General features: G+C 67.5%; 18 protein-coding genes. 5 read left to right on the top strand and 13 right to left on the bottom strand.

The window, feature by feature from the left end; genetic code table 11:
- Positions 1-714, bottom strand: coding sequence for a hypothetical protein (locus tag ACFQ7F_RS24950; protein ID WP_383274020.1), 714 nt, complete (start codon positions 712-714; stop codon positions 1-3).
- Positions 715-730: 16 nt separating this feature from the next.
- Complete coding sequence (locus tag ACFQ7F_RS24945; RefSeq protein WP_383274018.1) at positions 731-1,351, bottom strand: DUF2589 domain-containing protein; 621 nt, start codon at positions 1,349-1,351, stop codon at positions 731-733.
- Between the two features lie 1,176 nt (positions 1,352-2,527).
- Here ACFQ7F_RS24945 and ACFQ7F_RS24940 point away from each other — a divergent pair.
- Both ACFQ7F_RS24940 and ACFQ7F_RS24935 read left to right on the top strand, forming a co-directional pair.
- The gene (locus ACFQ7F_RS24940; RefSeq protein WP_383274016.1) at positions 2,528-2,983 is read left to right on the top strand and encodes a DUF4231 domain-containing protein; all 456 of its coding nucleotides are present in this window, start codon (positions 2,528-2,530) and stop codon (positions 2,981-2,983) included.
- Between the two features lie 358 nt (positions 2,984-3,341).
- Positions 3,342-4,670, top strand: coding sequence for a MauE/DoxX family redox-associated membrane protein (locus ACFQ7F_RS24935; RefSeq protein ID WP_383274014.1), 1,329 nt, complete (start codon positions 3,342-3,344; stop codon positions 4,668-4,670).
- Positions 4,671-5,469: 799 nt separating this feature from the next.
- On the opposite strand, the gene ACFQ7F_RS24930 is transcribed toward ACFQ7F_RS24935, so the two are convergent.
- The 11 genes from ACFQ7F_RS24930 to ACFQ7F_RS24880 all read right to left on the bottom strand — a co-directional run bounded on the left by ACFQ7F_RS24930 (position 5,470) and on the right by ACFQ7F_RS24880 (position 19,627).
- Positions 5,470-8,391 (bottom strand): tetratricopeptide repeat protein, encoded by a 2,922-nt coding sequence (locus ACFQ7F_RS24930; protein ID WP_383274012.1) that lies wholly within the window; start codon positions 8,389-8,391, stop codon positions 5,470-5,472.
- A gap of 5 nt (positions 8,392-8,396) precedes the next feature.
- Complete coding sequence (locus ACFQ7F_RS24925; RefSeq protein WP_383274011.1) at positions 8,397-8,891, bottom strand: hypothetical protein; 495 nt, start codon at positions 8,889-8,891, stop codon at positions 8,397-8,399.
- Between the two features lie 384 nt (positions 8,892-9,275).
- Positions 9,276-10,598: a DUF3732 domain-containing protein gene (locus ACFQ7F_RS24920; RefSeq protein WP_383274009.1), complete on the bottom strand. Its 1,323-nt coding sequence runs from the start codon at positions 10,596-10,598 to the stop codon at positions 9,276-9,278.
- A gap of 38 nt (positions 10,599-10,636) precedes the next feature.
- Positions 10,637-11,239 (bottom strand): hypothetical protein, encoded by a 603-nt coding sequence (locus ACFQ7F_RS24915; protein WP_383274007.1) that lies wholly within the window; start codon positions 11,237-11,239, stop codon positions 10,637-10,639.
- A gap of 5 nt (positions 11,240-11,244) precedes the next feature.
- Complete coding sequence (locus ACFQ7F_RS24910; protein ID WP_383274005.1) at positions 11,245-11,724, bottom strand: three component ABC system middle component; 480 nt, start codon at positions 11,722-11,724, stop codon at positions 11,245-11,247.
- Entirely contained in the window at positions 11,717-12,907 is a 1,191-nt protein-coding gene (locus tag ACFQ7F_RS24905) for an ABC-three component system protein (RefSeq protein ID WP_383274003.1), read from the bottom strand. Before ACFQ7F_RS24905 ends, ACFQ7F_RS24910 begins: the two co-directional genes overlap by 8 nt.
- Before the next feature lie 416 nt (positions 12,908-13,323).
- Positions 13,324-14,541: an endonuclease domain-containing protein gene (locus tag ACFQ7F_RS24900; RefSeq protein ID WP_383274001.1), complete on the bottom strand. Its 1,218-nt coding sequence runs from the start codon at positions 14,539-14,541 to the stop codon at positions 13,324-13,326.
- A gap of 131 nt (positions 14,542-14,672) precedes the next feature.
- Entirely contained in the window at positions 14,673-15,779 is a 1,107-nt protein-coding gene (locus ACFQ7F_RS24895) for a hypothetical protein (RefSeq protein WP_383273999.1), read from the bottom strand.
- A complete protein-coding gene (locus tag ACFQ7F_RS24890) occupies positions 15,776-16,774 on the bottom strand; it encodes an AAA family ATPase (RefSeq protein WP_383273997.1) in 999 nt (332 codons plus the stop codon). The genes ACFQ7F_RS24895 and ACFQ7F_RS24890 overlap by 4 nt, the downstream gene beginning before the upstream one ends.
- Positions 16,765-18,699 carry a Mu transposase C-terminal domain-containing protein gene (locus ACFQ7F_RS24885; protein ID WP_383273995.1) on the bottom strand — a complete coding sequence of 645 codons (1,935 nt, stop codon included), beginning with the start codon at positions 18,697-18,699 and terminating at the stop codon, positions 16,765-16,767. Before ACFQ7F_RS24885 ends, ACFQ7F_RS24890 begins: the two co-directional genes overlap by 10 nt.
- A 205-nt stretch (positions 18,700-18,904) precedes the next feature.
- Entirely contained in the window at positions 18,905-19,627 is a 723-nt protein-coding gene (locus ACFQ7F_RS24880; protein ID WP_383273993.1) for a TnsA-like heteromeric transposase endonuclease subunit, read from the bottom strand.
- 1,255 nt (positions 19,628-20,882) lie between these two features.
- Here ACFQ7F_RS24880 and ACFQ7F_RS24875 point away from each other — a divergent pair.
- The 3 genes from ACFQ7F_RS24875 to ACFQ7F_RS24865 all read left to right on the top strand — a co-directional run bounded on the left by ACFQ7F_RS24875 (position 20,883) and on the right by ACFQ7F_RS24865 (position 24,244).
- Entirely contained in the window at positions 20,883-22,013 is a 1,131-nt protein-coding gene (locus ACFQ7F_RS24875; protein WP_383273991.1) for a hypothetical protein, read from the top strand.
- A gap of 224 nt (positions 22,014-22,237) precedes the next feature.
- Positions 22,238-23,074 carry a hypothetical protein gene (locus ACFQ7F_RS24870; protein ID WP_383273989.1) on the top strand — a complete coding sequence of 279 codons (837 nt, stop codon included), beginning with the start codon at positions 22,238-22,240 and terminating at the stop codon, positions 23,072-23,074.
- Between the two features lie 180 nt (positions 23,075-23,254).
- Positions 23,255-24,244 (top strand): hypothetical protein, encoded by a 990-nt coding sequence (locus ACFQ7F_RS24865; RefSeq protein ID WP_383273987.1) that lies wholly within the window; start codon positions 23,255-23,257, stop codon positions 24,242-24,244.
- The last annotated feature ends 67 nt before the right edge of the window (positions 24,245-24,311 follow it).

The raw sequence follows: 24,311 nt of genomic DNA, 5'->3' as shown, positions 1-24,311 counted from the left end.
TCAGGGCTCCGTTCGGGTGGCGAGATCGACGAACTCCTCGATGTCGGCCAGCGCGACGGTCAGCTCGATCTGCTGCAGCGTCTCCGCGGGCCACTCCTGCAATCGGTCCGCGCTCACCTCGACCTCCACGCGGGAGCGCAACGCCTGCTCGGCCGCGGCCCATTGACGTACCCGCTCGGCGAACGGTCCCGCCCGCAGGGCGAGCTCACGGTGCACCTCCTCCTCCCAGCGGATCCTGGCGAGCCGTCCCCGTGCCGCGGGCGAGAGGCCGTCCACCTGCTCGGCCACCTGCACCAGCGCCGAGTCGACCAGCGGGGCGATGTCGCCGTCCACCGCACGATCCAGCTCCCGCTCACCGACACCGATCGGGCTCCTGCGCACCGCGTCCTGCAGCAGCCGTACGACCTCCTCCAGGCCGGCGTCCGGATGGTTGGTGCTCAGCCGCGGCAGCACCTGCTCCCGGACGACGGCGTTCCACGCCCGGCCCGCCCGGACACGGTCCGGCCGCGGTGGTTCGGGCACCTCAACTCCTGTGACCAGGAACCGAAGCCGCACCGTCATGTCAGCCACGGCGACCCGCGGCACGGAGAACGAAGCCAGCACCGGATCCTCGCGGTACGCCTCCAGCGCCTGCGCGGAGAGCGCGTCGGTGGCAAGCCGCGCCCGCAGCACGTCGGTGAGCAGGCCTCCGAGCACTTCTCCCAGCCTGGGCACTGCCCGCCTCCCGCAGCTACGCCGGAGCCGTCGGCTGCTCCTGGATGGCCTGTTCGAGGATGTCGAGCATGCGGGAGAGACCCGCAGGCATCTCGTCCTGCGTGGCCCGGACGTGGATTTGCATCGCGTACTCGCGCTGCTGCCTCTCGGTGCTGCTCGACTTCTGGTTGTACGTTGCCGACACGCGGGCTTCGATCTTGATCGGGCTCCAGAAGGCGCTATAGCTGCCCTTGACCTCCGAGTCGAGCTTGAACGTCGAACTCGTCTTCCGCTCGACCGAGTCCGTCAGCTTGGCGTTGAAGTCAATGGTTATCTCGTCGATCCTGATGTAAGGGATCGGAGTGATCGCCAGGAACGGCACCGTCAGCGAGAACTCCTCGGGAGCCTCGTTCTCGCCCTTCTTCGTATAACTGAAGGTTACCGACCGCAGTTCTCCCGCTTCCGCATCCTTGTCGAGGTCGGTGAAGACCAGGTCCTGGTCGTCGCCTCCGAAGCCCGGCTGTTTGAAGCCGACTTTATGGATGAACTCAATCGTTGACTGTGCAGCAAGCGCCTGGGCCTCGACAGCGGCCTTCAAAGGGGCGCCGATGAGCTGCGAGAAGGGAATCTGTTGAAGTTCTTCGACCGCGCGTGACATGGCAATCCCCCTGCTCTGCGGTACCGCCCGAGCGGGCACAGTCCATGCAAGAGCCGGAGACGAGCACCGTCAAGGCGGACTGAGCGCCTCCCCGGCCAAACAGCCGCGCCGTGCCAGAACCGTTCGAGTCATCTGGCGTAACGCGTGCGAGCAGACCTGGGCGAGCAGACCTGGGCGAGCAGCTCCGCGGAGCTCGCACCGTTCTCGAACCGTCCTCATCGTCGTAGCGAAGCCTGGAAGAGCGAGCTGCAGGGCCAGACGGAGATCTCCCCCTACTTGACCGAGCCCGTCACGCGGTTCGGTGAATGCTCCATGCACGAACTCGCTCTCACCCTTGAGGCACGAAGTGCAGCTCGACGTTGGCTTCGCTCGGCTCGAACCCGAAAACCGTCGCCAGCGGCCTGACGCGCGGGTGATCCCATTAGAAGCTCGAGGTTTGGAAGGGAGCGCCGAGCTGTTCGATGGCTGTCTTTGCCCACTTCTGAACGCCCGCCACACCACCACCAGCAGCCAGCCGAAGCACACGCGGGGTCTTGCTGGGGCCCGGTGCTTCTGAGTGGCTTCGGTGACCTCCTGGCCTTCTTCGGCGAGCTCGGTGGAGGGAGCGCTGGCAGAAGTCGTATGACGGCGGAGTGATGGCCTCGAAACCTGTAGCGATGGGCTCGGTGCGGCACTGTCTCAACTCGACCGGGCCGACGCTGCCCTGGACAATACGACCGAAGACGGCACCGTGGGATCGTCACCGGGGCGGGGTAGACCGTACGCCCTTTACGCCTGTCGAAGCCTTTCGTCGGCATCGGCCGGATGGGTTGATGAAAGCACCCCTTGCGCGGGTACCGCGCCGCCGGGCGTGAAGGACGAAGGAGGCTGCCATGGCCAAGGGAGCCATTCCGCGTCACCGTCAACGGCTTCCGGGGCAACCGGGACCATCCGGCGCTGTTCCCGACGGCAGGGTCAAGGCCCTCGCCGTGCCCTCCGGCCGGGTGCGGGCCACCACTGCTACCACCCGGCTATGGGCGAAGCAGCAGTAGTAAACCTGGCGCTGCGAGCACCTGCGCCCCCCTTGCCGGAAGTGTCGTGGCCTTCCGGTGGCAGGGGCCACCGGGGCACACCATATGGAGCGATGCCGCTTCATATAGGGCGTAGGCCGCGCAGCCTATCTGCGGAGGTGAACCGATGGAGGTCGGAGGAAGAGGGCCAATCCCGGACCGTGTGCAGGGGCACCTGCGATTCTTCGAGGACGGGGCGGCCTCGTGTAAGCGGAACGCCAGCCGGGTGGACCTGGCCGTCATCATCCTCGCGGCGGCGATTCCAGCAGCGGCCGCCTTCCGGGTTCCCGGGTACTACCTCGCGCTCCTGGGGGCGGCGGTCGTGATCGTGCAGAGCCTGGGCCGTAATTTCCAGTGGAAGGAGAACTGGATCAGAGAGACCGCGGTGCTCATGGCCATCCAGCAGGAAGTGGTCTGGTTCGATCACCTCATACCCCCTTACGGGGGCGGTCCTGATGACGATGCGCGCCGCTCACTCCTCGTGGCCCGAGTTGAGACCATCGTGCAGGAGGATGCGGCCCGATGGGTCGGGCGCATGGCGGAGTGCACCGCTGACAAACGCGGTGCAGACGAAACGAGTTGAGACAGGGCGAAGAGGCAGGTCAGCAAGCACGGCCCTGGTGAATTGTGCTGAGTGCGGCGCAGCCCTTCTCGACAGACGATGCCAAGTGAACACCGGCCACGCCCGGTGCCAACAAGTCCGCAAACTCGCCGGCAGTGCCAGGTACGAAGCACACCTGATGTCACTTGCCATGCTCAGCGCGGGGTACGACCGCAGGCTCGTTCGGCTGCATCCGATACGCCAAGACCACAGGCCACCGTGCTGCCGCCGCCCGTGACGACCTTCCGTCGCTGAACGAGACGTCAATCGGACAACGCGCTTAGTTTTATGGCCATTTGATGGAATGGACCGCTGGCGATCAGAGGTTCACAGTGCGGGAATGGACCTGCCCGCCCGGTATCTGCTCGCGGTGATTTTGGTCAGCGCGGTAGTCGGCAAGTCCCTGCGACCCGGTACCGTACGCGCCGCGCTGGCCGCGGCGGGCCTCGCACCGAGGGGTGCCGTGCTGCTGATCGGCGCGGAGGCACTGCTGGCCGCCCTGCTTGTGCTGCCGGGCACAGCTCATGTCGGCGCCTGCGGCGCCCTGGGGCTGCTGACGGCTTTCACCGTCTTCGCTAGGTGGGCCGTCGCAACGGGCCGCGTGGTGCTGTGCGGTTGCTTCGGCCGCGCGGGGGCTCCGCTGTCCCGCCGCACGGTGGCCCGGAACGGCGCCCTCGTCCTGCTCGCCGCGGTGGCGGCGGGTACGCCGCCCGACGGCGTGACGTGGATGGCGATTCTGGTACCCCCTGCGGTGGCCGTCCTACTCGTCTGGCGGGTGTCGCGGCCACCCGCTCCCAGGCGCCGCGCCGTCCGCGTGGGAGCAGGCCCCGGCAGGCGGATGCTCCTGGCGGCAGCCGTCTCCTCCCTGCTGGCGGCTTGCACGGGGCGGGGCGGGACACCACCGGCAGCCTCATCGTCCGCGCCCCGTGCGACGTCCGCGAAGCCCCCGGCCACGGCGACCCCCGACTGCCCACTGGCCGTTGACGTCACCCGCCTGCCGGCGAACGCCATCGAAGAGAACGACTGCAACGCCGTGGCGAACTACCGTGAAACGGTCGGGGTCCAGGACGAGGAGGGCAACGCACACCCTGGGCACGTGGGATGGACCATAGCCAGGTACTCCTACACCTACGCTCCGCCGCTCGAGAAGACCCGAAGCATCACCAAAGTGCGTTGTCGTTGCAACGGCAAGGAGTACGACAGCGCCAGCGCCTGCCTGTCCGACTGCCGGACCTCGCTGGGCTGCTTCACCGGGATCTGCGAGCCCGCAGGCAGCCAGGTCTGCATCGAAGCCACGCTCCAGAAGGTCACCTTCAACGCGGTCACCGCCGTGTACGCCCTGGAGTGGGAGCCGACCCGCAAGCTCTCCGCGGTGTGCAAGAGGGTGGTCTGCGCGTGGCGGCAGCGGGTGGTCAAACACGAGGCCAAGCACGTACGCGACGCCCGGGCCCTGGCGGTGGGAATCGGCGACGCGATGAAAGGGAAGCGGTACGAGGCGTGCGCGGCCACCCGCGCCGAGGCGCGCCAGGCAGTCGAAGCCAAGATCAAGAATGCCCTCAAGGCGGAGGCCGACCGGCTCGCCGACGAGCTCGACCGCATTTCGAAGGAGTGGCACAAGACCCCGGCCGGCCAGCCGATCCCCGACTTCGACTGCAGGACGTGCGCCTGACCCCGGGCCGCGCGTCCCGCCGCTACCGGCCGTCGCCAATCCTCCGTTCCCGCCGTATCACGGTCCGGCGCTTCGTCACCTCGTGCACGGACAGGGGGAGTTGTGGCGGGACGACACCGGCATCGGGCACGTCGGGTTCTGGAGGACGCCCCGGCACGCGTTCCCGGCCTCGGCCGTCCCCTTGTACTCGGCCGTACGCGGCAGCGGAGGTACCAGGCCCGCGCGCCGATGCCGCAGCAACATTCCCGTGCCGCTGCCGTCCCTGCAGCGTCATCCCAGCAATCGGCGCGATGCATGGTGTCCGAAAGCTGCATGCGACCGGGCCTTGTCCGGGCTCTGGGGAGCGCCGATGCTCAAATCCTCGACGCCCGAACCGAAAACCGGGGTGAGACCCATGGCCATCCGTTTCCCGTGGTCCCGAGGGGGCACCGCGCGGCCGGTCGCTTCGCGCCACGGCATTCCGCGCGGAGTGCTCACGCTCGACGGCGAACCGGTGAGCCCCGCGGCCCTCCGGGAACTGACGCACCGTTCGAAGGTCACTCTTCACATGGTCCGCGGCGGCTACAGCGCACGCCTGATGCGGGGTGTCACTCCCCGGAATGGACCAGCCCGCGCTTAGCGGGACAAGCCGGTCCGGCCTGCTGCAACGCCTTTACTGAGGATGTTGCTCACGAGCGCGAGGGCTGGTTGACTGATGGTCAAGGTTTGATGACATAGGTACCACCCCGGTGTGGTCGGCCAGGCAGGTACCAGGGTGTCAACGGCCGACCTTCCACCATCGCCGCCTTGTTCTGTCTCGCTACTGCTCAAGAGCTGTGACACGCTCCAGAGTGTCGGGGTGTTGAGGGCCGAGCACCCGTTTGCTTGCCTTAAGTATCTCGGCTTGGAGGGCGATGCTCTTCTTGATGTACCCCGCCTCACCGTAGGAGAGGGCGAGGTTGTGGCGAATGACAAGAGTGTCAGGATGGTCGTGTCCCTGAACTCGTTGGCTGGAGTCAAGAGCTTGCTCCTGCAGGGGAATGGCATCATTCAGCCGGCCTGACTCCCCATACAGGAAAGCAAGATTATTTTGGTCCATCAGGACGTTAGGGTGATGGGGGCCCAGAACTCGTTCACTGAGTTCAAGAACCTGCTCCTGCAAGGCGACAGCGTCATCAAGCCGACCTACTCCTTGATAGAAGAGGGACAGGTTTCCGTTCATGGTGAGGACGTCAGGGTGGTGAGGGCCAAGCAATCGTTCACTGACTTCAATGAGCTGCTCTTGCAGAGTGATGGCCTCATCCAACCGACCTGCCTGCTCGTAGGAGGCGGCGAGGTTGTGTCTAGCTAAGAGAGTGTGGGGGTGATCGCCACCCAGCGACTGTTCGCGGCTCGCAAGGATCTGCTCCTGCAGGCTGATCGCCTCACTGGTTCTTCCTACCTTCCAATAAGCTATCGCTAGGAGGCTAAGAATGGCTAACGTGTCGGGGTGGTCGCGGCCCGAAAGGTGTTCACGGGTCTCGAGGATCTCCTGAGCCAGATTGATAGCTTTGTGGGTGAGTCCCTGTTGTTCGTAGCATGCGGCGAGGATGTGGCGTGCGGCAAGGCTGTGGTCCGGGGTGAGTCGTTGACCACTAACTTGCAGCACGCGCTCGGCAAGGGTGATGGCCTCAGTCGGCCGGCCAGCCTTCTCGTAGGAAACTGCTAGGTTATTGCGAAAGGTGAGGGTGCTGGGGTGGTCCGGTCCGAACAAACCTTCGCTGGCCCTAAGCGTCTGTTCTTGCAGGGATATGGCCTCATTAATCTGGCCAGCCTGAAAGTAGAAGCAGGCAAGATTATGCCGCGAGGTGAGTAGGCCGGGATGCTCGGCGCCGAGCAACCGCTCCTCGTCGGCGATATGTCGTTCCTGGAGGACGATTGCCTCTTTGAACCTGCCTGCCTGTCCATAGAGGGTGCCGAGGTTGTGGCGGGCTGCGAGGACGCTTATCTGATCGTCGCCCCACAACCGTTCACAATCGGCAAATACCCGCTCCTGGAGGACGATCGCCTCGTCGATCCTGCCTGCGTCCCCGTAATAGACGGCCAGGTTGTTGCGCGCTGTTAGGGTCTCGGCATGGTCCATGCCATGCAGCTGCTCGCTGACTTCGAGGGATTGTTCTTGGAGGGAAATGGCCTCCGCGGTCCGCCCCATCCTTCCGTAAGCGAGGGCCAGGCGGTTGTGAGCGGCGAGTGTGGCGACGTGGGTGTGACCAAGGGATCGCTCTGCGGTCTGGGCAAGGTGGCTGAAGTGGGTGATGGCGTCGGCGTACAAACCGGCGTCGAGGAGACTGACTCCTGCCGTATACAGCACCGGATGGCCGTCGGTGGACCACAGCAGGTCTCCAGCGTGGTGTTGGACGCAATCGGTGTTGGCCCGCAGGACAGCAGTTAGGGAAAAGTTGATGTGGTCACGGTCGGGCCAGATCTGTTGCAGAGCATCGGCGGCTGCTGTGACCAGGCCGTCGAGTTCGATGTCCGTGATGGTTTCGCGCGCGGCACGGGCTGTCAGCGCGTTGATGCGCACAGTTCGATACTCGTCATAGGTGTTGTAAACGATCAGTCCGTAACGGTGCAGCAGCCGGAGCACGACATGGGTCTGCTCTGCAGTGAGTCCGTCCTTCGGGCGGTCGACTGACGGGCTACCGGCCTGCTGCATGGCTCGGTGATGGGTTAGGTAGTCGATTATTGCCGCGGTGGACCAAAGACTGCCGGGATGGCCTACTGGGTCGAGCAGAGAAACGATGTGGAGGATCGGGTCGGTAAGGCCCGCGGGCGCATGAGCGCGGACGGCTTCCAGATTCAGCAAGAGGCCCGCCGCTACGTCTTGCCCGTACCCTTCGGTGTCCGCCCTGTGCGGTAAAAGGGAATGGAGGCGGGTGCGCTTATCTGTGTATCGCTGTAGGTAGTGGGCGCACGAGACATCCTCACTGATCATGTACGCGGTAGCGTGTGCCATTGCCAATGGCAGCTGCCCCAGCGTCGCGATAAGCGCGTCCGCCTGATCGTCAATCAGATATGCAGCGCTCGCATGAGTGAGCCGATCGTGCAGAAAAGCTGAGGCTTCTTCTGGAGTGTAGGCATCCACGACGGCCATGACACGGCCGCTGCCGTGGAGCAGGGCGTCACGGCGCCGGGTCGTGGCCAGGACCCGGCCCGACGATGACGATGGTGGCCACCACGGGGCCAACTGATGGGGGTCGGTGATGTCGTCCAGTACTACCAACCAGGTCTTATCGGTGATGGCCAGCCACTCCAGGAATAGCCGGGCGTCCGATTCGGCGTCTTGTGCGGTGGTGCCTGGAAGTTGCAGGCGTTGGCAAGCCCGCCCGTAGAGTTCGATAATCGATCTGGTTTCTCTGGCGTCGGCCCACACCAACAGCTGTATGTTCTCGGCACGGGCTTGGTGGGCGCAATCGGCTGCCAGCTGGGTTTTGCCCACTCCGCCCCCCCCGGTCAATACCACCGCTTTGCAGCTCGACCATGCGAGGTCTACCTGCGCGCGGACGTCTGCACGTGCGTGAAAGGCGGTGGCAACTTCCGGAACCGTTCCTAGCTGCTGAGGCCACACCACCGGCTGTTGAACGGTGGGGGGCAGATGAACATGCTGCGTGCTTCCCGCCCCGGTTTGGAACACCGCTGGACCGTGAAACACGCTGTCTCGCAACGTGCCATCAGCCACGAACGTTGCGAAGTCGCTGGTCACGATGATCAGAAGGTGATGTCTTGGGTGCTGCCCGGCCCGCTCTGGAACGCGGTGGGTCCTTGGAAGGTGTTGCCCTTCACTGAACTGTCCACTGCGTCCCGGCCCGCTTGGACCGCGTGTTCCGCGTCGGCCATTTGCGCCTGCTGTAACAGCCCACCCACCGCCGCTCGTTCAGTTGGTGGGAGTAACGGCAATAGCTGGCGTTCTGTCAGCTCCCGAAGTTCCCTCGTCAGCGTTGGATCCCGACTCAGCAGCTCGTGTAGATGCTCGCGCCAGTCCTCCACCAGCAGGTGGTTGTGCTCGGCTTCTGTCACGTTGGACTCTTCGCGGGCACCCGACATCACCGATCGAACTGCCTCCAACTCGCCGGCCACCGCATCTGCTTGCTCCGGCCATACCCTGCGCCACAAGGCAGTGAGCCCGCTCTGAGCGTGCTTCCAACCGTCTGTGGCCATTGCTCCTACCACCGCGGTCGCCGCTGCCAAAATGATCGGATCCACGACACACCCCCGTTTCGTGTTCCCAGACTGAACAGCATCTCGCTTCCGCTGGAGGCTGGGCATGGGCCAAAAGGGACCGAACATATGGACGATGAAGTGATGAGAAGTTAGACGGCGTATCGATCGGTATGCGTACTCGTCATCTCGACCTGCTGTCCAGTAGGTCACGTGAGCAAGATCGGTTGTAAGGTGACATCCGCAGTGAATACGCCCTGCCGCGCCTCACATCCCGCTCCGAACTCGAGCAATGCCTCTAGGCATGACTGATCGTCATCGCCCGTACCTTGCTTATCCCCTGACCGAATCTCGCCGGTGCGTGGCTGGCAGGGGACTTCAAGGGCCCGGGACCGCCGCGTTGAAACAACCGGCAGGGGCGGCGCCTGCTCAGTTGCTGCTGTCGCCGTGTTCGTCGATCCAGGCCTGGGGGATGAGGGCCTCGCCGTCGCGCCAGTTGTAGCGGACGCAGTTCTGGAACCACTGTTCGGGGAGGTTGGCGTGGTCACTGACGATGATCTGGAAGCCGCCCCGCAGGTCGGTGACGACGTCCCGCATCAGCTCGAACAGGCGTAGCACCGCTTCGCGGTCGGCGTCCTGGGCCGGTGAGCCGGCCTGTTTGGCGACGTCGGAGGGGTAGTAGGGCTGGGTCGGCTGGTCGAGCATCAACAGGCGCGGCACGGGCCGCTGGTGGGCCACGAAGTACTGGTGCAGGGCAAGGTGGGCCACCAGGTGGTAGCCGACCCAGTTCTTGCCGCTGCCGATCCGCATCAGCTCGGCCACCCCGTCGTCGGAGTCGGTGACCACGGTCAGCCGCTTCAGGTCCAGGCGCACGTGGCGCCGTCCGTGCTCGAGTTTGAGCTGGTCGGCCCACGCGGTCATGTCGCTGCTCAGGTAGTTGAGGCTGTGGGCGAGCCGGTCCTCGGTCTCTTGCGGGTCCAGTTCGTCCTCCAGGCCGCGGACCACCTGTTCGGCCAGCGCCACCTGAGAGCGCAGCCGTTCCAGCTCTCCGCGGGCGCCGCTCTGGTCGAGCTGGCCGAGGTAGGTGTCGATCCTTCCGCGTGCATAGGCCTGTTCCTCGGCCCGGCTCTGCAACCCGCGCCGGGTGGCCTCGGCCTCCGAGAGCGCGGACAGCGCCCCCTCCACCCCGCGCAGCTGCTGGCGCAGCCCGTCGGTCTGCTGCTGCAGCGCCCGCAGCGCCCGCTCCCGCCCGGGATGCGTCGTGCGGACCGTGTCGAGCTGGTGTCGCAGCTCGCCGAGCGTCGCCAGCATCTGCTCGACGCTGGGATCCGGCTCGCTCAGGGCGCTGCCGCACGCCGGGCAGGACGCCAGGTCGTGTCTGGCCTCTTCGCCCACCAAATCGAGAGCCTGCAAGCGGGAGGCGCCACGGCCCACGGCCGAGGCGAACCCGTTCGCATGCTGTTCCTGGTCGGTCAGAAGCTGCCGCTGATCCGCGATGTCCCGCAGGTTGCCCCGCAGCTGCGAGCGCAGTTCCTGCAACCGCAGTTCTTGCCGGCGCTGTTCCTCATCCCGCATCGGTGTCGGCAGCGAGGCGATCGACGCCGCGGTGCGCAACGCATCGAGGGCGCCGGCGCGGTCCACCACCGCCGCGGTCGCGGCGTCGTTGGACAGCAGCCCGCGGGCGGCCGCCTCCCGCAGGAGTGTTTGCAGGGTGACGTCCACGTCGCGGTTGAGGCCTTCGGCCGCCTTCAACTCGCCCTGCAGACGCCGCAGCTGGCGCCGGGCTGCGGTCAGTTGCTGCTGGCGCGCCGCCTGGTCCTCGGCGACAGCCCCAGGAAATACGGCAGCGTGGTGCGCAGTGCGGTGCGGATTCCGTCCTCGGCCTGCCGGTGAAACAGCCAACGCCGGTTAGAGACCTCGTCCTGATTCTGCAGGCACAGCAGCGCAGCATGGCCGAGGTGAGCGGTGAGCGGCCCCCCGCTCCCGCTGTCCACGGCCGTGTCCCCGATCCCGATACGGCGCCCCAACTGCTCGCGCACGGTGGTGGAGTCGGCATTGACCCGAAGCTGGTCGAAGTCCAGCGGCTCAAGATCCGCACCCAGCTCCAGCATGGCATTGGTGACCGACTTGCGCCCCGGGGCCGGCGCCTTGCGCGCCACGAACGCCCGGGTGTCGCCCAGCTGGAACAGCGCCGCATACCAGGACACCGTGCGGCTGATCGGCCCGATCGGCAGGGTGACTTCGTCGCGGCCCATGCAGAAGTCCATGATGTCGAGCAGTGCGCTCTTGCCGGTCTGCGACGTTCCGGTGACGATGTTCAACTCGCCCAGCCGGAACTCCAGGACCCGCTTCTCGCCGCTCTTGCTGTAAAGAATGATCGACCGCAGCTGCACGCGGCTTAGGGTCTCACACCCAGCAGCGCAAATACCGTCGACGGCCGATCAGTCCGGGCTGTCCACCGGCCTACCAGCTGCGCCTTGCGAACGATCTCGGCCACCTCGCCCTCCAGGCGGGACACCCCGCGCAGCGCACCCTGCACCCGCCCGTCCTGCAAGGTCAGCAGGCCGTGCCGCAGCCCGAACCGGAGCCCTTCCTGGACGGCAGGTGTCAACGAGGCGGTCCGCTGCGGCAATCCGGCCACCAGGATCGGGTTGCGCGAAACCCACGAGGACAGGTGTGTGGATACCGCCGCAGGCAGGGCACGCCGGGTGGGGCCGTGCAGCACCAGGGCCGGGGTGAGCATCGCCAGCGGCCACACCATCAATTCGCCCCCGCTCTCACGCGCATAGGCCGCCGCAGCGGCCGCCTGCACCGCGGCCAGCAGCGCGGGATTGAGGAAGACCGCGGGCGCCTGCGGCCGCTGCTGCCAACTAACCATGAGTCGTCCTGGACAAATTCAGGTTCTCCAGACGGTCCTCGAAGAGCGGATGCCAGCCAATGCGGCCACGGTCAGCCAGCTCATGGTGCTTGCCTCGCGCGAAGAACGGCTCGTCGTAACGCTCCCGCACCCGGTACTTGGCCTGATCCAGAGCCCAGCGCAGCAGCGTCCGTCCCGCCCGCTCGCGCTCCTGGTCCGTCGCGCCCTCGCCGAGTTCGTCCAGCATCCAGTCGAACTCGCGCCCCCATTCGTCCTTCAAGTTCCCCTCGAACCGTTCCAGTTCTTCGATACCCACCAGATCGTCCTCGAGCCACATCACGGTCTGCGTGTACGCCCGGTAGTAGTCCACCATCGCCTTGTCGAGCTGTCGACCGGCCCCCACCCACCGCAGCTGGTGCAGGAAACACGCATCCGACAACTCCTCGCGTGCGTCATCGGTGACGTCGTCACGCTGCACCAGCGTCGGCAGCCGGTCCGAGGTGTAGTCATCGCGGATCCGGCTGATCTGCGCGACCAGCCGGTCCACCGACACACTCGTCATCCGCTTGCGCAGCATGGCGAGAGTCTGCTCGTGCCACCATGCCCACAACTGCCGCATGAACGGGTCCTCGTGGCCCTGCGGCAGTGTGGTGCGCAGCCGCTGGCGCACCGCCTGGTCGACCTCATCAATCACCAGGACGGAGTCGATCACCCGCATCCGCCCCACGAACACGGCCCGCTCCGCCATGGGCAAGCCCAAGAACGCCGTGCGTGTCTTGGCGGACTCCTTCGCCGTCGACGCCGCCGCGGCGGCGTTCAACAGCCTCAGTGCCTCAACGGCCCCCGCACCACCGCTGCGCAGAGCCGCCATGGCCGTGCCGGGACGCGCCTGCTGGGTGGTCACCAACGTCAGCCAGGGCCCGTCCACATCCCCGGGCAGATGCGTGTCCATCCAGGACTGGATGGTGCGCCACACGTCGTCGTCCTTGTCGCCCAGTGTGCGAGCCGTCTTGAGGTGGTGCTTGACCTGGAGCAGGTCAACGGCCTTGCCGGACTCCTCCCAGGCGACATCATCATGCAGTTCCACGCTGATCGCGCCGTCAGGACGCTGCTCTGAGCCCTCAAGCAGTTGCAGCAGCGCCCATTGCGACTGGAACAAGTATCCAAGGGCCGAGGACGAGGCCTCATGAACGGCGGATGTCATCTCTTCAGTCTCCCGACGCAAGCTGCATGGTGTCCAGATACCAGCACACCCAATATGAACAAAGGTTCTATTATCGCGATCGGGCCCTCCCCGACAAGCACCGAGTCGGCGCGGCAGTACAGACGACCCCGGATGGCCTCGACGGGCCAGCCCCTGAAGCTTTGTCGGGGCGCCTGCAAAGGGCCGGGGACCGCCGCTCTCTGCCGATCGCCGACGGTTGCTCGATTGTGGTGCACCGGCATGCTGTTGCCGACCCTCTGGGCCAGGTATGCCACTTCGGGTCGGGACCGGGTTGGACACGACCTACCCTGTCACCAGCGGGGTAGGCCGAGGCCAGAGTGGCGTGAAATCCGCAGACGGCGCTGCATGCGGCGGGCGGCTTCGGCGGGGCTGTCAGCCCAGCCAGGCCGGGTCCCTCAGCCGTTCTCAGCCGTGTCCTGTTCTTGCAGCGCCCTGGTGACGACTGCCCGGACGAGCCGTGTGACGTCGGCGGCTGAGACCACCTGCTCCCACCGGCGCGTGACCAGGCCGTGGTCGCATGAGAGGGCCACCGATACCGAGCCGTCTGGTTCACTACGGGCATGATCGCGGTATGGCTCCCGCCCGCAGTCCGTATGCGCGTCGGGCTTGAGCAGGTCGCGTACCAGCCGGGCGCGATGATGCGCGGGCAGCGTGCCCTCGCGTCGGCAGTCGATGCAGCGCAGCAGGTGCGACATCGCCCCGGGAGTCTGCAGGTAGTACCAGCCGCCGCTTTCCAGGGTGCTGCAGCTGGCGCAGACCGGCCCGCGTACCTTTCCGTGTTCGAGCTCGTGGCAGTGGTCCCAGTAGTAGGCGCGGCGCGGTTCCTGGCACAGGCAGCACAGGTAGGCATCGGCCCGTGTGGCCGGTGACAGCGCGGTGTAGAGCGTCCTGGCCAGATGCCCGGTGTAGGGCCGGTACTTGGCGCGGGCGCAGGCCGGGCAGAGGGTGACGAATCCGCGGGCGCTCGAGTTGCGCGGCCACTGTCCGCTCAGGCCGCAGTCCGCACACGATGACGCCCTGACCGCCAGGTCACCGGCCACGGTGTCGGCGCGGGTGAGCAGGTCCGCGTAGGCGGCGGGCAGCATCCAGCGTGTGCCGGACCACGACAGCAGAGGGAAAGGGCGGGTGCCCGCCAGGCTGAGGGGACTGGTCCGGCCGAGCAAGAGTTCCAGGGTGTTGGCGTCCGTCAGCTCCGGCACCGTGACGCGCTCCGCGCGGCCGGTGCGTGACTGCTGGCACACGAAGTCGGTGCAGCCGCAGGCCTGGGTGTGCTGGTGCAGGTCCTGGGCCTGGCCGACCCAATCCAGCAGTTGTGCCCGCCAGTTGTGCCGAAGGGTCTCCTCACTGCGGCGTGGGCGGGGCAGGGCGAGGGCCACGGTGTGCTGCGGCTGCAGATCGAGCGCGGCCAGCGCCGCAGCTGCACGGCGGATGTCGCGCTCATCGACGTGCCACTTGCCTTTGTGCTTGAAGCCGCGCACGGCAACCTCGCCGATCATGACGTGGTCGTTTTCCAGGAACGCGTAGCGCGACAGGCTCCCGCAGGCCGCGGGTACGGCGCTGGCGCGGGTGAGATCGTCGAGCAAGTACTGGGCTGTTGAGGGGGTAAGTAGCATGATCAGAGGCCTTTCCGAAGGGTAACCGTCAACTGCGGTGCGGGAGTTCGAGGTGGCGGAGGGGAGAGCAGCGGGCGGGGAGTGCCGGGGCACGTGGCGGGCGAGCGCCAGAGGCCACGGCGCCTGGCGAGTCAGGGGTGCCAGCCGCCGGTCAGCGCCAGGTGCCGTGCCTGGTCGGTGATCTCGCGGGAGCGGACCTCCGTGAGGCAGCTGGAGCGCACGCCGTAGTGCCCGGGCCAGCGGATACTGTCGGGCAGATCCCACAACGGCAGGGCTGGGCCGCCGTCCCATGCAGTGGTGCCCAGCAGACAGGCGAGCCAGTGCTCGAGCGGGTCGGGGTGCGGCGCGGCGGGATGGCGCAGCCGTGTTCCAGCTGCCAGCCAGTCCGCCAGCCAGGGCCGGTCGGTGCACCGTGCCAGCGCCTCGTACAGCTCCTGCCGGGCCGTCCGCAGGCCGTGGACGGCGGCGGTGGACACCAGGTGCCGGCGCCATGCCGGAGCTCCCAGGAGCCGGGCCACTGCCACCGTCTCCGGATAGGGGATCAACGGATGGGCCGCCACCACCGTGCTGCTGCAGTCGAGTTGACCGGCCAGCACGGAGATACGCCGGGCCCACACCGGCTCCAGAGCCCAGCCCTGGACCTGCCACGACCACACGACGGCCGCGCCGAACGCGACCATCGCCGGGGCCTGTGGCACGGTCCGGGTCAGCGCCATGTGACCGGCGTGGGCGGCCACGACCTCCGGCAACTGCGCCAGAGCGATCGTCGGACACCGGCCGGGGGCGGCGAGCAGCCAGCGGCGATGTCGACGGCAGATGTGCCGATCGCTCCCCGGATACATCATCACCGACGCGCTGGCCCTGGCCGTGGAACTGTCGCAGCGGGAACAGGCGCTGACCCACGGCAGGCGGGGCGTGTACCAGGCGGCCAGGGCCCTCTCGAACCCGTCATCGAGTAGCTCGTGCCCGCCCGCGAACGAGGGCAGGAGCGCCCCCAGACGCTGGTCAGGCATTGCGGTGAAGTGGCAGACCGCCGCGCGGGCCGGGCGGTTGAAGAACACCTCGCGGCCCGGCTGTGGCGCCCCGGTGACCTGTGCGGGCTGGGCATCGGCCAGCGCGGCGCGCACCAGATCCTGGATGTGCAGTCCGCAGGTGTCGGACATCCTGGCCAGCCAGGAACTGGTCAACTCACCCTGAAAGGGGGCCACCTGCAGCAGCTGGCGCCCACGCCGGCTCATGGCCTGTCTCCTCTCGAGGCACGCACGTCCAGCTGAACCGCGTCCAGGTGCTTGCGCGTCAGGGCATGGCTGCCATCCGACAGGCTGGCCAGCGCGGCCTCGCGGACCAACTGCGACAGGCTGGCCATCACACCACCGGTGCGCCTGTGCAGATACGGGGCCAGCCGCACCAGCGTGCCCTTGCGGTGAAAGCGCAGCCGCAGGGCGGCATCCAGATCTCTGGCCAGAGCGCGCCAGATCTCCTTTTCCTGCGCGGTGCCGTGGGGCAAGGGAGTGGTGCGGACGAGCTTGTAGCGGGCGGCGAGTTGCTGGCCGCGCACCCCGCTCAGCAGAGGTGAGTACTCGACATCGATGCCGGCCAGCACGAACGTGGCCGGGACGCGTTCGGTCAGGTGCTTGATCTGATCAGATGTCTCCGCGCCGTCGTGCGTGCGTGTGTTGATCAGGTGCACGTCGTCGATGAGGACCAGCCGGGTGCGCCGCTGGCACAGCACACGGCACACAGCCTCGGTGATGTCTGCCTCATTCATGCGACGGTGAAGAGGAATGCCCAAGAAGCGGGCGAACTCCTTGACGAGGTTCTTGGGCGTATAGGACGGCGGCACCATGACATAGACGACCGGGAGCTGGCTGTCGAAGTCCGGCCACTTCAGCTGCCCCGCCCGGTAGAAATGGCGGGCCAGTTCCAGCAGGGTGGTCGACTTGCCGGTGCCCGGAGGCCCGGACACGATCAGCCCCCGGCGCGCGGTGCCCTGCTGGCACCGGTTGAGCCCGGCCAGCGCATGGAGTTGCTGCGTGGCCTGTTCCACGGCGGGCGTGGTCAGGACCACGAACCGGGAGTGATAGTCCCGCAGACTCTCCAAGGTCCACCGCTCATCCAGTGCTGGCGGTGGGACGGGCCGCTGCGCGGCCATGAAGGTGTGCAGCCCCTCCCAGGTGGTGACGGGTTCAAAGATCTCGTCGTCGCCGAACCCGAGAGCCGTCTTTACAGCCATGACGGATCCTCCTGCAGGGTGTCGTCACGCACCGATGCTCCCGGGCAGCCGGGCTGTGGGTCTGTGTCGAGGAGTTCGTCGTCCTCGTCCGGGACGGTCTCGTCGTCCTCGTCGAGCGCTGCACCGGCACCGGCCAGCGTGAACTGGATGCCTGGGGAACCCAATGCGTCCAGCGCGGCAGGGGGGACGGCCAGGTGCTGGTTGGCACGGGACTTGGCCACCACCCGCCGCTCTGCCTTCGTGGCCTGGGTGTGGAGCCGGCTGACGCGCCGCAGCAGGTCGTCCAGGGCACGGGCGAGCTTTGCCTCGTGGTCCTCGTAGCCGTCGCGGCGTTTAACCACCCGGCGGATGTGCTGCCAGGTGTGATGGGTGAACGGCAGCGCGACCTCGCCCGCATGGATCCAGGGCACCGGGACGAAACCGGACGGCAGGCGCACCCAGATACGGGAGAGGTCGTAGGGGTTCCAGTGGACCTCCCACTGCCCCTGCTTCGCCTCGACGCCCGAGTCCTGGCCGCGAAAGCCGTTGAGGGCCTCGTCGTCATAGGTGCGGTAGTCGAAGCGGATCCCGTGGTCGGTGATCGGATGCCAGCGCGTCTGCAGCAGCTCGACGTGGTCGTCCAGGCTCAACGGCAGCGGCACATGCCCCGTCACCGCGACCAGCGCTGCCCACATCTCCAGCGGTGTCAGCGCCTGCTTCGGCAGCAGCGGATGACGCAGCCCGTCATGCTTGCGCCGATGCCACCCGGTGATCAGGAACTCCTCGATGATGTCCTGCAGTTGGGGCAGCGTCAGGCACGCCTCACGTTCGGCGTCCTGCCCCCGCTCGCCCACATGGGAGCCGACATAACCGGGCAGGAACTGGAACAGCTGGGAGTTGAGCGACCCGAACTGCCGCTCCACGTGCCCCTTGGCCGGCCCGTTGGCGGGCGGAACCGGCTGAACGGAGATCCCCAGACTCTCGCATGCCCCCAAGAACGACTCCGAGATGAACACCCGGCCCTGGTCGATCACCACCGTCTCCGGGACGATCACCGGCCGGGCCGCCGCCTCGGCCAGCCGCTCATCCACACTCAGCAGCCGCTCGAAGGGCACATTGGCGTGCGCCATCCGCAGTTCCTCGCCCCAGCCCGGCCGCATGACCAGCGGCGTCACCGCCTGGGCCAGCAACACCGCCGCGTCCACGGCCGCCGTGCCCGCCACCCGCAGCACCATGCCCAGCACACAGCGGGTGGCCACATCGAGCGCCACCGTCATCTCCGGCCGCGCCAGCGTCCCGTCATCCAGCACCACCAGCACGTCCACCGGCGTGGAGTCGAACAGCACCCGCTCCCCGGGACGCAGCACGATCGTGGGAGTGAATGGCGGCGCAGGGCGCGAGAACCACGACCGTCGCTGCGCCATGTTCTTGTCCCGCAGCCCTTTGTCCTCCAGCGCGGACAGCAGCTTGTTGAACGTGGAGGGCGGCGGCATCTTGAAGCCGGGCAGGCCCAGCTCCTCCCGCTCTTCCAGGCGCCAGCCCACCTCCTTGCGCATCCGGGATTTCCACCCGCGCGAGCGTGAACGCCGCTCGTTGTGCCCGAGCACCTCGCGCACCGTTGCCACCAGGACCGGATCGGCTCGCCCCAGCTCCGACGCCGAGCGCTGCCTGGGCACCAGCCCCCACAGCCCCTCGCTGATCCACCGAACCCGCATCCGCCGCACCGTGGCGACACTCGCCTTGAAACCCGCACGCTGCAACTGCCGAGACTTGGCCTCGATCCGCTGCCCCACCGTCGTGGAATCCGGGTCGAAGCAAGCCCGCACCGGCCCCAGGCGGCCAGGCCCGGGCAGACCCGACTCCACCTCATACAGATGGCCCCGCCATTGGTAGGCCTGCTCGCGGACGGCCTCGTCCAGGGTCTCCAGCCGCCCGAACGGGGGCACCCGTGCCGGCCCGGGCCGCCCTCCACCGCAAAGCCGTCTGCACTCAGCAGATCCGGCAGAGCGAACTGAACAATTGTCCCGCTCTCATCGCGCAGCCAGCACCGCAGCGCCTCCTCCTGGCCCTTGGGGCCGTCGCCCAGACCGGCAACCTCCCACTGACGGCCGTCGAAGGTGACGGTGGCGCCGATACTCAGACCTGGCATCGTCATCGCTCCAGCCGCCCTTCGGCCCCGGCAGCCGACACCGCCACGGACCGCTCCCGCAGCGGATAATCCAGCGCCCCCTCCAACTCGCCGTGCCACAAGGCGTGGTAGACCGGCGGCCACGCGGCAATCGGATCCCCCAGCAGCGCCACCCCTTCCGCCAGCGGCCGCGGCTGCGCGAACACCTCGGCGACCCGCTGATGCCAGCCCGCCCCGTACCGTGGATGGCGGTATCCCGCAAGCCACCGCACATTGGCCTCCACCACCGGCGGGGGAGGGCCGGCCAACCGGTAGTGCCAGCCGACTGCGTCCGCCGCAGCTGCCACGTGCCGCGCCCGCCGGGCCAGCCTGCGGCCCGCGCCGCTGCTCCCGCAGCAGTCCACGAGGAGCCCGCTGCCATCGTCCAGACGCGCCATCAGATGCGGTGCGTGCCGAACCTCCTGGCCCCTGCGGCCGTGCCAGGCCAACTCCACGGGCCGACACGACAGCGCCACCACAAACGGATCGTGATCCAGCATCATCACCTGCGTACGCATCGCCCCGAAGCCGTAGTGCACGAACCGGCCGATCGTGGCCGACCAGTACCAGCCTGGCGCGATGCGCCGACCCCGGCGCACCGCGAACCTACGCACCGGCACGCACTGCTCGAGCGGATACTCGCGAGCAGCCTGCGGCCACGATGCTTCATGCGCCCCACCGGAGGGATCCACGAAGCGGGCCGTCACGCGCGAGGCATCCACCGGACGCCAAGTGCCCAGTGGGCGCGGGGAGCACGACGCGCCCGGGGCCGCCGCAGAGGATTCAGACATGTACAAGTCTCCTGTTGGCAAGGGAAGGAACGGAAGATGGATCAGACGCAGTGCCTCGGCCACGAGACGGCGGCTAGCTCTTCGTCTCCGCGCCGGCAGGCGCGCCAAAGAAGCACGCCTGGTTCAAGTGATGGGGCAGGGCGCTCCGCACGCACAGCGGCGTACGAGAGCTAAGCGGGAAGGAACGGCTGACACGCCCGTCAGGCGGTGCCACCGCAGAGGAGCAGCCTCACTGTCGTACGTATCGCTCCGAAGCCGACGTGCACGACTCACGGTGTCTGTCGGCTCCGGTGGTATCACCACTGTTCTCACCCGTGCCGCCGGCGAAATCGTGAGCGATTTGCCTCAGGGGATGAGGTGGTGAGCTCTTGGCTGAGGTGCACGATTCGCCGCCGAGTTCATCGCGCGACGCTGACACCACTGCTGCAGCCAGGGCGATGATCTCCTCGGCGGGGATGTGCTCGTAGGAGAGCGATGCGTTGGCGGTAGACGCACGGGACTTCGAGCAGCGTCTGCAGAGGGATGCAGGCCGCCTTCTCGCGGTGGGGGAGCGGCCAGCGCCGGTGACGCGGGCGGAGGTGTACCGCCGCTTCGGCTCCGTACCGGAGCGGGTGATGAGCCGTGCCCCCAACAGCGCGGGGTCAACGCGTCGTACGCGGCGCACATGCGAAGCGGCCGCCGGTCCGGGCGCCTGATCGTGCTCCCCCACCAACGTCTCCGACACGAGAAGACCACACCCCTTCGCCAGCCAAGTGATCGAGCAGAGCCGGCATCTCGCGGCTTGCCGGCCCGTCATGAGACCGGCTCGCTGGGCGCTGCGAAATCCCATCTGGCGTATGCCTGAACGGACCTGAGAGCGATCACTGTGAGGGACGCAGTCCGGCAGGGGAAGGCCTTCAGGCTCGAACAGCTCGAACGAGCGAACGCGATCAATTGGAGAACCGCTCGGGCCACTCGCACGGGTGTTTCGTACAAGATCTCCACGGAAGTTCGTGCAGGTCAGATGGTCGTACCGGTGAAGAATCGTTCGCCTACCCTGAACGGGGGTGCCTCCTGATCGGGCATGCTGCGCAGCGAAACGCCGCACACGCCACCCTCCCCGACGACGGTCTGGCCAGGGGTAGCGGGCGATCGCCTGTCGGACTGGACACCACACTCTTCGGATCTGCACATGAACGAACGCTTCGCAGCAGTAGACGCCCTGATCGGGCAGGGCCCCCGCGGGCCCCGGCTGCCCGCACCCGAAGAGCGCCGCCTCCTACGGGAAGCCTGGGGTGCCTCCCTCGAGGAATTCGCCAGCACCCTGAACCAGGAAATCGACGACATGGCGCACTGGGAGGCCGGGCGCCACAACGCCGACCACAGCGACGAGATCGCCTACCTGCGCCTGCTCAACAGGATCCGCGAACAACTGCCCCCCGCCTACGAACCGGACTGGGCAGCCCTGCGCCGACGTCCCGGCCCAGCACCGAGCGCGCTCCGCCCGGCAGCGCCGTGCGACGGCTGCGGACAGCCGCTGGGCCGCTGCGAACGGTGCGGCCAGCCCACCACCAGGAAAACCGCAGGACAATGGCTGCACCAGGGCGTGCACTGCGCCTCGCAACCACCGGCCGTCCCCCGGCAAACCGCCCCGGCCTCCCCACTGCCGCTGCGCCTGCCCAAACCACCCGACGGCTTCCCCCTCGGCCCCCTGGCGGTCATCGACCACCTCGTCGACACCGACCGGCTTGTCGCCCATCTCAAAGACCACCGCAGCATGCACTGCCCGGCACGCACCCTGCCTGCGTTGCTGGCATGGGCCTACACGGGCGGCACCGGAACGCCTCGGCTGCACGCCAAAGGCAACCACCTCCCGCCCCTGCTCATCCTCAGCGCGGCCGCCACCGGCTTCCTTGGCCTGCCCGATGCCCCGGGACATACGGGGCGGCTGCCGGATCACCACCCCGTCGCGGCCGACCTGGACCGAGCCGGATGGAATCCCGCCCCAGAGGGCATGGGCCCCTGGAGCCGGCTGCAGGCTCGTGTCAGCGCCGGCAACCACATCACGGTCCGGCTCGCCATCCAGCCTTGGGGAGCGCTGGGGCCTTCACGCTCTGAAGGCCGAAGACCTCGCCGTGGTGACGACCCGGTATGCCAGCACCGTGCTGCCCCCCTACGACACCCCCGCAGCCTGCGGCGCAGAGCTGATGACCGAACTGCGCCCGCCCAGACAGTGGACCACGCACGCAGGCAGCGGCCGACGCATTCCGGAGCCCGCCCCGCGCGGAGCTCTGACCCGGGCCTACGATCCCGCCCCGCCTGAAGCGCCCCCCGTTCACCCGATGGCGGCCCGCAACAAAAACTCCGACGACGTCCTGAACGAGGAGCTTCATAACTGGTACCGGCAGCCCACCCGGGAGGAACGCGAGACCTACCCTCACGCTGTGCCTCGGGGTCAACTTCGCCCTCACCAACGCCGCAGGCAAACTCAAGATCGGCTATGGGCCGCCCGGCCCTCTCGAACACCGGCCCGCCCTCGACCCGTCCGTGCCCGGCACCTGGTACGCCGACCTCTCCCGCATCGTCACCGACCCGCGCCTGCCGTCCCCCTTCACCCCGAACGGACAGCCGCCGACCGGCCCTGCCTGGTATGCCACTCCCACCCTGGCCTACGCCCAGAAGATCGCATCCCAGCGCGGCCTCACCATCCAGCCGATCAAGGCCTACCTGCGGCGCGGCAACGGCGGCAGCTACCTGGACCCCTGGAACACGCGGCTGCGAGAGGCCTACCAGCAGACACTGCGCCGTCTGCGGATCGCCCCCGGCGTCACCGGCGCGGCCTTCCTGCGCGCCTGCGAAGAAGCGAAAGCCACGGGCGACCGACTGGACTGGATGCTGCTGTCGGTCATCGAGGCCACTGCGGACGGCGGTATCGACAAGCTCCGGGAAAGCCCCACCGGCCCCGATCACACCCCCTACGAGAGCTGGCCGGCCCTCGAACGCGTCACCTGGCGCCCCGACATCCGCGCCGCCATCATCGCCACTGCCCGTACCGAGATGCACCGCAAAATGACCAGCCTGGCCATCGCAGGCCGCTACCCGCTGGCCGTGCTGTCCGGATGCATCGTCTACCCCGCCGCCAGGCCCACAGCCCTGGACATCCTCCCCGACGAACGGCCGGTCCTGGGCAGCTTCACCCTCGGCCCCCGCTTCGGACACGTCACGCCCCTTGCCACGAACACCATGGATTGGGCCGACGCCCTGACGGCACGTCACATCAACCCTGCTGCACGGATCAACGACCCTTGCACGCCCCTCCCACAGCCCTCGGCGGAACTCTTCTGCCCCGACACCTCCGACGAGCCGACCACGACCCTGTTCTGAGCAGGCCAAGCCTGCGCCCGGCCAACGCTCGCCATCGGCTTACCGCTTGGCCCGCCGGCTGCCTGCGGGAGCGAATTGCGTCGTACCGCGAAATTCCACGCCGCCTGCCTCCTTCACCCTTCCAGTACCTGGGACCGCACCGGCTTCGCCGACGATCCCTCATCCCGGAAAGCACACGACATGCTCCTGATCTACGCCTTCACGGACGCCCACGGCACCTGGCACGGTGACCCCGACGCCGACATCTGCGCCCCCCAGGCCGGACACGGCGCCCTGACCCTCCCTCCACCAGAACAAACCGACGATGGGGCCGGGCTGTTCGCCGGCCAGATGCTGCGCGTGTGGTATGCCACCACTGACCTCGAGCCCAGCACCACCACCTACCAACTCGACAGCGGGGAGATGCTCCTGGCCTCCCGGCACGTCCACAAACTCCTGTCTGCCTCCTATCAGACACCCCCCGATGGGTACCCGGCCGAATCCGCCCTGCCACCCCCGGTGTCTCCTGCCAAGCTCGAGATCTACGCGACCGACCACCGCTACGGCCTGGATGCGGAACTGATCGGCAACCAGCGCATCGAGGTGAACATCATCATCATCACCGCCGACAGCGGCGAGATCCTCGGCGACCTCAGCGGAGAGATCGACGTCACCGACCTGGCCCCGCTCTCCCGCCTTCTGGCTGCGGCTGCCGACACTCGTCCGCCCCGCCCCTCACCGGCCCCCGCTCCTTCTGTCAAACCGGTGCACCGCGGAACTCCGTGGACCCAGGAACTGCTCCAGCGCTTGCGTGCCGCCCACTCGGAAGGGAAGGACGCTGCGGAGCTCGCAGCCGAGTTCGGGCGTGGTGAGGCGGCCATCCGCTGGAAGCTGTACGACCTCAGGCTGGGGCCTTTCCCTGACGACCTTGTCCCCGAGCAGCGTGCGGGCACCGTCCCCGAGCAACCCAAGGCATACACCGCGGAAGAAAAGCGCCAAACGCACCCGAACGCCTACAAGAAGTGGCAGCTCGAGGACGAGCAGCGACTGGCCCGGCGCTCTGCCGAGGGCGCCACCTTCGCCGAACTCTCACAAGAGCTCGGACGTGATGAAGGCGCCGTCATCAGCAGGCTCAACAAGATCGGCGCGTCGGGGCCCGCGGCCGACGAGGCCGCCCGCCACACGTACTGAACCTTCCCGGATGCTGCTTGCCCTGCAATAGCAGCATGCATAGTGTAGATGCTGGATCAGATATCTG

Source organism: Streptomyces sp. NPDC056486 (assembly GCF_042795295.1).
Lineage (GTDB): Bacteria > Actinomycetota > Actinomycetes > Streptomycetales > Streptomycetaceae > Streptomyces.
Note: the sequence above shows the minus strand (reverse complement) of the source record. Positions and strands in the feature narration are given on the sequence as shown.

Excerpts from the sequence above, each read along its gene's own strand:
- ACFQ7F_RS24945 (WP_383274018.1), bottom strand. The coding sequence starts at position 1,351 with ATGTCACGCGCGGTCGAAGAACTTCAACAGATTCCCTTCTCGCAGCTC.
- ACFQ7F_RS24940 (WP_383274016.1), top strand. The coding sequence starts at position 2,528 with ATGGAGGTCGGAGGAAGAGGGCCAATCCCGGACCGTGTGCAGGGGCAC.
- ACFQ7F_RS24935 (WP_383274014.1), top strand. The coding sequence starts at position 3,342 with ATGGACCTGCCCGCCCGGTATCTGCTCGCGGTGATTTTGGTCAGCGCG.
- ACFQ7F_RS24910 (WP_383274005.1), bottom strand. The coding sequence starts at position 11,724 with ATGGTTAGTTGGCAGCAGCGGCCGCAGGCGCCCGCGGTCTTCCTCAAT.
- ACFQ7F_RS24905 (WP_383274003.1), bottom strand. The coding sequence starts at position 12,907 with ATGACATCCGCCGTTCATGAGGCCTCGTCCTCGGCCCTTGGATACTTG.
- ACFQ7F_RS24900 (WP_383274001.1), bottom strand. The coding sequence starts at position 14,541 with ATGCTACTTACCCCCTCAACAGCCCAGTACTTGCTCGACGATCTCACC.
- ACFQ7F_RS24895 (WP_383273999.1), bottom strand. The coding sequence starts at position 15,779 with ATGAGCCGGCGTGGGCGCCAGCTGCTGCAGGTGGCCCCCTTTCAGGGT.
- ACFQ7F_RS24890 (WP_383273997.1), bottom strand. The coding sequence starts at position 16,774 with ATGGCTGTAAAGACGGCTCTCGGGTTCGGCGACGACGAGATCTTTGAA.
- ACFQ7F_RS24875 (WP_383273991.1), top strand. The coding sequence starts at position 20,883 with ATGAACGAACGCTTCGCAGCAGTAGACGCCCTGATCGGGCAGGGCCCC.
- ACFQ7F_RS24865 (WP_383273987.1), top strand. The coding sequence starts at position 23,255 with ATGCTCCTGATCTACGCCTTCACGGACGCCCACGGCACCTGGCACGGT.